The 7,031-nt window shown below is 69.4% G+C and carries 6 protein-coding genes; all 6 read left to right on the top strand.

The annotated features are described in order from the left end of the window. Positions 1–23 precede the first annotated feature (23 nt). The 6 genes from atpA (at position 24) to GA0070213_RS23775 (ending at position 6,278) form a co-directional block, all read left to right on the top strand. The gene (gene atpA, locus GA0070213_RS23750) at positions 24–1,676 is read left to right on the top strand and encodes a F0F1 ATP synthase subunit alpha (protein WP_091069042.1); all 1,653 of its coding nucleotides are present in this window, start codon (positions 24–26) and stop codon (positions 1,674–1,676) included. Between the two features lie 4 nt (positions 1,677–1,680). Beyond that, entirely contained in the window at positions 1,681–2,619 is a 939-nt protein-coding gene (locus tag GA0070213_RS23755; protein WP_091069044.1) for a F0F1 ATP synthase subunit gamma, read from the top strand. Beyond that, on the top strand, positions 2,619–4,064 hold the full coding sequence (gene atpD / locus GA0070213_RS23760) for a F0F1 ATP synthase subunit beta (RefSeq protein WP_091069047.1): 1,446 nt from the start codon (positions 2,619–2,621) through the stop codon (positions 4,062–4,064). Before GA0070213_RS23755 ends, atpD begins: the two co-directional genes overlap by 1 nt. Positions 4,065–4,279: 215 nt before the next feature. Next, the gene (locus GA0070213_RS23765; RefSeq protein ID WP_091069051.1) at positions 4,280–5,422 is read left to right on the top strand and encodes an LCP family protein; all 1,143 of its coding nucleotides are present in this window, start codon (positions 4,280–4,282) and stop codon (positions 5,420–5,422) included. 109 nt (positions 5,423–5,531) lie between these two features. Beyond that, a complete protein-coding gene (locus GA0070213_RS23770; protein WP_047893558.1) occupies positions 5,532–5,810 on the top strand; it encodes a F0F1 ATP synthase subunit epsilon in 279 nt (92 codons plus the stop codon). 12 nt (positions 5,811–5,822) lie between these two features. Then, the gene (locus GA0070213_RS23775; RefSeq protein ID WP_091069055.1) at positions 5,823–6,278 is read left to right on the top strand and encodes a DUF2550 domain-containing protein; all 456 of its coding nucleotides are present in this window, start codon (positions 5,823–5,825) and stop codon (positions 6,276–6,278) included. The last annotated feature ends 753 nt before the right edge of the window (positions 6,279–7,031 follow it).

Here is a 7,031-nt window from a genome sequence, read left to right on the forward strand (position 1 = left end):
CCTGAACTTTAAGGAAGCAGAGGATGGCCGAGCTGACCATCTCGACGGAGGAGATCCGCGGCGCCCTGGAGCGCTACGTCTCCTCCTACACGGCCGACGTCTCCCGTGAGGAGGTCGGCACCGTCGCCGACGCCGGCGACGGCATCGCCCACGTCGAGGGTCTCCCCTCGACCATGACCAACGAGCTCCTGGAGTTCGAGGACGGCACGCTCGGCGTGGCCCTGAACCTCGACGTCCGGGAGATCGGTGTCGTCGTCCTCGGTGACTTCGGCGGGATCGAAGAGGGTCAGCGCGTCAAGCGCACCGGCCGGGTGCTCTCCGTGCCGGTCGGTGACGCGTTCCTCGGCCGCGTGGTCAACGCGCTCGGCGAGCCGATCGACGCCATCGGCGACATCGCCAACGAGGGCTTCCGCGAGCTGGAACTCCAGGCCCCGAACGTGATGGCCCGGCAGTCCGTCTTCGAGCCGCTGCAGACCGGCATCAAGGCCATCGACGCGATGACGCCGGTCGGCCGCGGTCAGCGTCAGCTGATCATCGGCGACCGGAAGACCGGCAAGACCACCGTCGCGCTGGACGCCATCCTCAACCAGCGGGACAACTGGCGCTCCGGCGACCCGACGAAGCAGGTCCGCTGCATCTACGTCGCGATCGGCCAGAAGGCCTCCACCATCGCCTCCATCAAGGGGACGCTGGAGGAGGCCGGCGCGATGGAATACACCACCATCGTCGCCTCCCCGGCCTCCGACCCGGCCGGCTTCAAGTACCTCGCGCCCTACACCGGCTCGTCCATCGGGCAGCACTGGATGTACGGCGGCAAGCACGTCCTGATCGTCTTCGACGACCTGAGCAAGCAGGCCGAGGCCTACCGGGCCGTGTCGCTGCTGCTGCGCCGCCCGCCGGGCCGTGAGGCCTACCCGGGTGACGTCTTCTACCTGCACTCGCGCCTGCTGGAGCGCTGCGCCAAGCTCTCCGACGAGCTGGGCGGCGGCTCGATGACCGGCCTGCCGATCATCGAGACCAAGGCGAACGACATCTCGGCGTTCATCCCGACCAACGTCATCTCGATCACCGACGGTCAGATCTTCCTCGAGACCGACCTGTTCAACCAGGGCGTCCGGCCGGCCATCAACGTCGGCACCTCGGTCTCCCGGGTCGGCGGCGCCGCGCAGGTGAAGCCGATGAAGAAGGTCGCCGGCTCGCTGCGGCTCAACCTGGCCCAGTTCCGTGAGCTGGAGGCGTTCGCCGCCTTCGCCTCCGACCTGGACCGGGCCTCGCAGAACCAGCTCAACCGCGGTTCCCGCCTGGTCGAGCTGCTCAAGCAGCCGAACTACTCGCCGTACCCGGTGAACGAGCAGGTCGTCTCCGTCTGGGCCGGCACCGAGGGCAAGCTCGACGACGTCCCGGTCGGCGAGGTCCGCCGCTTCGAGTCGGAGTTCCTGCAGTACCTCCGGCACAAGCACGAGGGCGTGCTGGCCGCGATCGCGGACAACAAGTGGGGTGACGACATCATCTCCTCGCTGGACTCGGCCATCACCGAGTTCAAGCAGGTCTTCCTGGGCAAGGAGGACGAGGTCCGGATCAACGAGGCCCCGGCCGAGGCCCTGGAGGGCGAGCAGACCCGCGAGACGGTGACCCGCTTCCGCGACGGCAGCACCGACCGCCCGGCCGAGAGCTGATCCGATGGCCGCCCAGGTACGCGTTCTCCGACAGCGGATCCGTTCCGCCAAGGGGATGAAGAAGATCACCAAGGCGATGGAGCTCGTCGCGACGAGCCGCATCGCCAAGGCCCAGGCCAAGGTGGCGGCCTCGCTGCCGTACGCCGAGGCGATCACCGGCGTGCTGACGGCGCTGGCCTCGAACGCGCGGATCGACCACCCGCTGCTCACCTCGCGTGAGCGGGTGCGGCGGGCGGGCGTCCTGCTGGTCACGGCCGACCGCGGTCTGGCCGGCGGGTACAGCTCGAACGCGATCCGCACCGCCGAGTCGCTGATCGCCCGGCTGCGCGCCGACGGCAAGGAGCCGGTGCTCTACGTCATCGGCCGCAAGGGCGTGGCGTACTACCGGTTCCGCAACCGGGAGATCGCCGGCAGCTGGACGGGCTTCTCCGAGCAGCCGTCGTTCGACGACGCCCGCGAGGTGGGTGAGACGCTGATCAAGGCGTTCACCGCCGGCGCGGACGACACGGACGGCCATGCCGGCGAGGACGGGATCCTCGGCGTGGACGAGCTGCACATCGTCTACACCGAGTTCAAGTCCCTGATGACCCAGAACCCGGTCACCCGGATCATCGGGCCGATGGAGGTCGAGGACCGCCCGCGGTCCGAGGCCCCGGGCGGTCTGCTGCCGGCGTACGAGTTCGAGCCGGAGCCGGAGTCGCTGCTCGACGCGCTGCTGCCGAAGTACATCAACACGCGGATCTACGCGGCGTTGCTGGAGTCGGCGGCGAGTGAGTCGGCCGCCCGTCGGCGGGCGATGAAGAGCGCCACCGACAACGCCGAAGAGATGATCGAGAAGTACACGCGTGAGATGAACTCGGCCCGTCAGGCCGGGATCACCCAGGAGATCAGTGAGATCGTCGGCGGCGCGAACGCGCTGGCCGCGTCGGGAAGTGAAGTGTGATGACTGTATCCGCAGTGGAGACCAAGACGGCCACGGGTCGCGTGGTCCGGGTCATCGGCCCGGTCGTCGACGCCGAGTTCCCGCGCGACGCCATGCCGGAGCTGTTCAACGCCCTGCACGTCGACGTGACGCTCTCCGGTGGCGAGAAGACGCTGACCCTGGAGGTCGCCCAGCACCTGGGCGACAACCTGGTCCGCGCGATCTCGATGCAGCCGACCGACGGCCTGGTCCGGGGCGCCGACGTCCGTGACACCGGCGCGCCGATCAGCGTCCCGGTGGGCGACGCGGTCAAGGGCCACGTGTTCAACGCGATCGGCGAGTGCCTCAACCTCACCGAGGGCGAGACCATCCAGGCCGACGACCGGTGGGGCATCCACCGTAAGGCCCCGGCCTTCGCCGACCTGGAGCCGAAGACCGAGATGCTGGAGACCGGCATCAAGGTCATCGACCTGCTCGCCCCGTACGTCAAGGGCGGCAAGATCGGCCTGTTCGGCGGCGCGGGCGTGGGCAAGACGGTGCTCATCCAGGAGATGATCACGCGGGTGGCCCGGAACTTCGGTGGTACCTCGGTCTTCGCCGGCGTGGGTGAGCGCACCCGCGAGGGCAACGACCTCATCGCCGAGATGACCGAGTCCGGCGTCATCGACAAGACCGCGCTGGTCTACGGCCAGATGGACGAGCCGCCAGGCACCCGGCTCCGGGTGGCGCTCTCCGCGCTCACCATGGCGGAATACTTCCGCGACGTGAAGAAGCAGGAGGTGCTGCTCTTCATCGACAACATCTTCCGCTTCACCCAGGCCGGTTCCGAGGTCTCCACGCTGCTCGGCCGCATGCCGAGCGCCGTGGGTTACCAGCCGACCCTGGCCGACGAGATGGGCGAGCTCCAGGAGCGGATCACCTCCGTCCGGGGTCAGGCCATCACCTCGATGCAGGCGATCTACGTGCCCGCCGACGACTACACCGACCCGGCGCCGGCCACCACGTTCGCCCACCTCGACGCGACCACCAACCTGGAGCGGTCGATCTCCGACAAGGGCATCTACCCGGCCGTGGACCCGCTGGCGTCCTCGTCCCGGATCCTCGCCCCGGAGTTCGTCGGCGAGGACCACTTCGCCGTCGCCACCGAGGTGAAGCGGATCCTGCAGCGCTACAAGGACCTGCAGGACATCATCGCCATCCTCGGCATCGAGGAGCTCTCCGAGGAGGACAAGCTCACCGTCGGCCGCGCCCGCCGGATCGAGCGGTTCCTCTCGCAGAACACCTACGCCGCCCAGCAGTTCACCGGCGTGGAGGGCTCGACCGTGCCGATCGCGGAGACCATCGACGCCTTCCGCCGGATCAGCGAGGGGGAGTTCGACCACTTCCCGGAGCAGGCGTTCTTCATGTGCGGTGGCCTGGACGACCTCAAGGCCAAGGCCAAGGAGCTGATGGACGAGGAGGGCTGAGAGCCCGCTCACACCACGAGGGCCGCCCCGACATCTGGTCGGGGCGGCCTTCGCCTGTTCCGGGCTGCTCACGCACCGGATGCCCGGTTCGCCGGCGGGCGGTTCGGCGGGGGGCGCGGTACCGTTCGTGACACGAATTCGCATCACGGCCGTTGATCTCTGCAACGGAACGGACCCCCGGGCCCGTCTCTTGTTCGTGGGCGTGACGATTGGAGATGCTCGTGGGTAAGGGCGGCGCGGGTCGCGGCAAGCGGTCCATGTGGCGTGGCGTGCCCCGGTGGGCCCGGGTCTGCACCGTCCTCGGCATCGTCATGGTGGTGCTCAGCGGCTCGGTGCTGGTCGGCTACCACACGCTCGTCGCGCGCTACGAGGGCGCGGTCGGCAAGGGCGACCTCTTCGGCGACCAGGCGGCCGGCGCCACCGAGAAGAAGAGCGACATCAAGGGCCCGCTCAACATCCTGCTGGTCGGCATCGACCCCCGCAACCCGAGGACCCGGCCGCTCTCCGACTCGATCATGATCCTGCACGTGCCGGCCGGCATGGACCGCGGCTACCTCTTCTCGCTCCCCCGCGACCTGCGGGTGGACATCCCGGCCTTCCCGAAGGCCGACTACCGCGGCGGCACCGACCGGATCAACGCCGCCATGTCGCACGGCAGCAACGTGCCGGGCAAGGACCCGAGCGCCGCCCAGGGCTTCGAGTTGCTCGCCAAGACCGTGCAGGGCGTCACCGGCATCAAGCGGTTCGACGCCGGCGCGATCATCAACTTCAGCGGGTTCAAGAAGATCGTCGACGCCATGGGCGGCGTCGACATGTACATCGAGCGCGACGTGAAGTCCGAACACCTCAAGCCGGACGGCACGGCTCGTCAGCTCCGGCCCGGCGGCGGCGGCTACCTCGGCCCGCAGGCCCGCTACGAGAAGGGCGACGCCCACCTCAACGGGTGGCAGGCGCTGGACTACGTCCGGCAGCGCTACCCGAAGAACGGCGTGCCGGACGCGGACTACGGCCGCCAGCGGCACCAGCAGCAGTTCGTCAAGGCGATGGTGAGCCAGGCGTTCAGCGCGGACGTGGTGGCCAACCCGGTGAAGCTGGACCGGGTGCTGCGCGCGGCCGGGCAGTCGCTGATCTTCAACGGCCGGGGCAACACCGTCGTCGACTTCGGCCTCGCCCTGAAGGACATCCGTCCCGACGCGATCGAGACGATCAAGCTGCCCGGCGGGCCGATCGGCCAGGGCAGCGCCTACCGGGGCGAGGAGCTGCTCGCCCCGTCCGACGACTTCTTCGCCGCGCTGCGCACCGACCAGTTGGACGGTTTCCTGCTGGAGCACCCCGACTTCAAGCAGAAGACCAAGTAGCCTGAGCGAGGTGCGGGACGTCGTGGTCCGGCTCTCACCACCCGCCTTGGGTGGTCGACGAGCGCGCGACTAGACTTTCGGCAATCCGCCGCCGCAGCAAGGAGACAGCGTGGCACAGCAGCTTCACGTCGAGCTCGTAGCCGTCGAGGAGAAGGTCTGGACCGGTGAGGCCGAGATGGTCGTCGCCCGGACGACCGAGGGTGAGCTCGGTGTGCTGCCGGGGCACGCGCCGTTGCTCGGCCAGCTCGCGGAGCCCAGCCAGGTCCGCATCAAGCAGGCCGGCGGCCAGCAGGTCGCCTACGACGTCGCCGGCGGCTTCCTGTCGGTGACCGGTGAGGGCGTGACCGTCCTGGCCGAGAGCGCCACCCCGGCAACCCCGGCCCGCTGAGCCGACCCGCCGATGGAGATCGTGGAAGGGATCGGAATCGGCGTCGCTGTCGTCGTCGTCGCGCTCCTGATCCTCTTCATCCGGCGGGCCCTGTTCACCCGGAGCGGTGGCATCATCCGGCTGAGCGTCCGGGTGACCACCATGCTCGACGGTCGCGGCTGGTCGCCCGGCTTCGGTCGCTTCGCCGGCGACCAGCTCCGCTGGTACCGCATGTTCAGCTTCGCGTTGCGCCCGAAGCGGGTGCTGTCCCGCAAAGGGCTGGCCGTGGAGCGCCGGCGGCTGCCCGAGGGGCAGGAGCGCCTCTCCATGCCGGCCGACTGGGTGATCCTGCGCTGTACCAGTCACCACGCTCCGGTCGAGATCGCCATGGCGCGGTCCACGGTCACCGGTTTTCTCTCCTGGCTCGAGGCCGCCCCTCCGGGGGCGGTCTCGCCGCGTATGGCCTCCCAGGACTGGCCCGCCGCCTGACCGCCACCGCGCGGATCCTGCGAGTTGGGGTCTCGCGACACCCGGACAGAACCGGCATGTCGCGAGGCATCGGTGCAGTATCGGCGAGGTGGTGAGGCCGACTCAGGCGCGGTGGCGCCCGTGACGGACCCCAGCGCGGCACGGTGCCCGCTCCAGCGGTTTCGGTCGCTGGTGAGTGTCGCGTGGCCTTGAGACACCCATGGTGTTCCAGTCGTTGGGCCGGCCGAGCCTGGGTGGAACGCCATGGGTGCCTGGGAGGGCCATGGTGTTCCAGTGACGCTTCGGTGCGCAGGTGGGTGGAACGCTATGGGTGTCTGACGGGGCCGGATGCGTCCATGCCGTTCCGGTCGGCGGGTCGGGCCCGACCGGGGTGCGGCCCAGCGGTGGGTGGTATCCGCCTGGATGGGCTGGCTGTCTGGTTCGGGGGTGGTGGGTGGCACGCTGGCGGTGGAATCGTCGCGGGGTGCGGGGCGTTGTAACCCGGTGAAAGACCGAGGAAGGCGAGCGCACCCCCGCACCGCCGACCACCTGCCGCCCCCACCCCGGGAATGACGGTGGCCGCCCGGTCGTTACACCTACTCCCGGCACCCGCGACGAGGCAGCGTCCTGCCCCGCGAGCATGCCGGATCCCCCCAGTCTTCTGAGCGCCTGACGGTGCCCCCGCACCCCGTCCCCCCACGGGGTGCGTCGACCCCCGAATGGAGCCCTCACCATGAACACGATCCTGCGTAAGAGCATCCTCGGTGTTGCTGG

This window comes from Micromonospora humi (assembly GCF_900090105.1).
GTDB lineage: Bacteria > Actinomycetota > Actinomycetes > Mycobacteriales > Micromonosporaceae > Micromonospora > Micromonospora humi.

Excerpts from the sequence above, each read along its gene's own strand:
- atpA (WP_091069042.1), top strand. The coding sequence starts at position 24 with ATGGCCGAGCTGACCATCTCGACGGAGGAGATCCGCGGCGCCCTGGAG.
- GA0070213_RS23755 (WP_091069044.1), top strand. The coding sequence starts at position 1,681 with ATGGCCGCCCAGGTACGCGTTCTCCGACAGCGGATCCGTTCCGCCAAG.
- atpD (WP_091069047.1), top strand. The coding sequence starts at position 2,619 with ATGACTGTATCCGCAGTGGAGACCAAGACGGCCACGGGTCGCGTGGTC.
- GA0070213_RS23765 (WP_091069051.1), top strand. The coding sequence starts at position 4,280 with ATGCTCGTGGGTAAGGGCGGCGCGGGTCGCGGCAAGCGGTCCATGTGG.
- GA0070213_RS23775 (WP_091069055.1), top strand. The coding sequence starts at position 5,823 with ATGGAGATCGTGGAAGGGATCGGAATCGGCGTCGCTGTCGTCGTCGTC.